The organism is Actinosynnema sp. NPDC023658 (genome assembly GCF_040639995.1).
Lineage (GTDB): Bacteria > Actinomycetota > Actinomycetes > Mycobacteriales > Pseudonocardiaceae > Actinosynnema.
In genome coordinates, this window is record NZ_JBFAAX010000865.1 from 1 (window position 1) to 2,324 (window position 2,324).

A 2,324-nucleotide genomic window follows, 5' to 3' on the forward strand; every position below is an offset into this window, starting at 1 on the left:
GGGCTCGGGCAGGCCGTGGGCGGTGAGCGGGCCGCGGGTGGCGGTCAGCGCCGCCGCCACCAGCCGGCTCTGCGCACGGGCGGGCAGGGCGGTCCACCACCAGCGCCGGGCCAGCTGGTCCAGCGGCAGGCCCAGGAGGTGACGCGGGACGACGTGGGCACCGCGCCGCACCGACAGGACCGTGCGGCTCGCGACGTGGGAGACGGCGGTGGCCACGTCGCAGGCCGAGTTGCCCAGGCCCAGCACCAGGACGCGACGGCCCGCCCAGGCGTCCGCGCCACGGTAGTCGAGCGTGTGCAGGACCGGCCCGGGGAAGGACTCGACGCCGGGGATCGCGGGCGACCTCGGCGTCCAGTGGTGCCCCGTGGCCATGACCACGTGCGAGAAGCTCCGACGCCGCGCCCGCCCCCGGTCGTCACGGGTGGTGACGGTCCACGCCCCGGCCGCCGAGGGGCGGACCGCGTCGACCTCGGTGCGCAGCTCGACGCGGTCGCGGAAGGGGCGTGCACACGCGTCGAGGTAGGCGGCCACCTGGTCGTGGCGCGGGTGGGTCGGGTAGGTGCCCGGCATCGACGACCAGGTGAACGCCGTGGTGTGCTTGGAGGTGTTGAGCCGCAGCGACGGGTACGCGGGGCTCGCGCCGGTCTCCGGGTAGTGCCAGACGCCGCCGATCCGCGCGCCGCGGTCCAGGCACGTGAACGGGATCCCGCGGACGTGCAGCTCGCGCGCGACGGCGAGCCCGGCGAAGCCCGCGCCCACCACGCAGACGTCGGGGTCCGGCACGCCCCGGGCCGGGGTCACCGCGGAGGTGGTGTCACGACATCCAGCGCGGTGGCGCGGTGGCCGTTGTTCCGCACGGGCGCCGCGTGGCCGGGGCGCAGGGCGGCGAACTTCTCGCCCAGCGGCCGGATCACGTTCTTCTCGACCTGGTAGTAGCTGGTGAGCGAGGACAGCGGCACCCGGCGCAGGAACCAGTGGCCGGTGAGGTTGCAGCCGATGTAGGGGTTGCTGTGGAACCGGCCGGTGAGCCAGCCCGCGGCCTCGGCCTCGAAGGTCTTCTCCAGGCGGAAGTAGTTGAACAGGCTCTGCGCCGTGACGCGGACCGTCTCGTCCTCGTCCTCGGGCTCCGGTTGCGCGACGCCGAACCAGCACTCCGGCTGCGCGGCGTCGTCGACGTAGGCGTCGTTGAACCCGAGCCACGGCCAGACGAACGCGATCAACCGCGCCCGGGAGGTGCGCAGGTCGTCCACGGCCTGCCCCTCCCCGACCTGCTCGGCGTCCACGTAGGAGCGACCCAGCCAGGTCGGCGTCCACAGGTAGTAGGGGTAGGCGCTGTCGTCGGACAGCAGGTAGGTGTTGGCGTTGGAGAACAGCTCGTTGCCCGCGACGGGGCGCAGCCGCACGCCGTACTCGGGCAGGGCGAACCGGACCGAGAGCACCTCGAAGAAGGCCCGGATGTCGCGGTAGTACTCGGTGAGCCGGCGGTAGGCGGTACCGGTCTCGGACAGCACGTCTTCCCTGAAGATCATGACGACTCGCTTCCGGTCGCACCCGCCGCGCGCGACACCTCAACGGAAAGAAATCAGTCCTTCACTGAGAGCAACGATCGACTGTACCCGAGGTCACCACTACTGTAAATGGCCTAGAGTGATCGCATCGATGCTCTGCGCACACGGGGGACGACGTGCTCGACGTGGCGGTGGTGGGTGCCGGGGTCGGCGGCTGCTACTGCGCCTACCGCCTCGCCGGCGGAACGGGTCGGGCCGGCGGGGTCGCGGTGTTCGAGCGGACCCGCCGCGTCGGTGGCCGGCTGTGGTCCGTGCCCGTCTCCGCTCCCGCAGCCGGTGGCGGTGAGGAGGTGCCGGACCTCGTCGCGGACCTCGGCGCCATGCGCCTGCACCGCGGGCTGCGCTCGGTGCTCGCGCTGGTCCGCCACCTCGGCCTCGAACCCGACCTGGTGCCGTTCACGTTCGACCGGCCCGAAAACCTGGTGCACCGGCGCGGCACCACGACCCGCCGCAACCAGGCAGGGCCGTCCCCCGACGAACTGGTCACCGAGGCCGCGGAGCGCCTCGTCCCGGGGTTCGCGGACCTCCGCCGCCGGCGGCACGAGGCGTGGTCGCGGGGCGATCGGCACCGCGCCGACGCCCTGCTGGGCACCGTCCGCGCGCGACTGTCCCCTGTGGACGGCCAGACCTGGCCGCAGGCCCTCGAACGCGCGCTGGGGTCGGCCGCGCTCGCGTTCGTCCACGACGCCGGCGGCTACGACGTCCGCCACAGCGCCGAGAGCGCCGCCGCCCGGCTCGACCTGCTCTTCCGGACCC

At 73.6% G+C, this 2,324-nt stretch carries 3 protein-coding genes; 1 reads left to right on the forward strand and 2 read right to left on the reverse strand.

Annotated features, from left to right (window positions below):
* Both AB0G02_RS35720 and AB0G02_RS35725 read right to left on the reverse strand, forming a co-directional pair.
* Window positions 1-801: NAD(P)/FAD-dependent oxidoreductase (locus AB0G02_RS35720; RefSeq protein ID WP_360803526.1), on the reverse strand; the 801-nt coding region annotated here is incomplete at its 3' end.
* Window positions 798-1,529, reverse strand: coding sequence for a hypothetical protein (locus tag AB0G02_RS35725; protein WP_360803529.1), 732 nt, complete (start codon window positions 1,527-1,529; stop codon window positions 798-800). The genes AB0G02_RS35720 and AB0G02_RS35725, both read right to left, overlap by 4 nt.
* A 155-nt stretch (window positions 1,530-1,684) precedes the next feature.
* Between AB0G02_RS35725 and AB0G02_RS35730 the strand changes: the two genes are divergently transcribed.
* Window positions 1,685-2,324: FAD-dependent oxidoreductase (locus AB0G02_RS35730; protein ID WP_360803532.1), on the forward strand; the 640-nt coding region annotated here is incomplete at its 3' end.

Excerpts from the sequence above, each read along its gene's own strand:
- AB0G02_RS35725 (WP_360803529.1), bottom strand. The coding sequence starts at position 1,529 with ATGATCTTCAGGGAAGACGTGCTGTCCGAGACCGGTACCGCCTACCGC.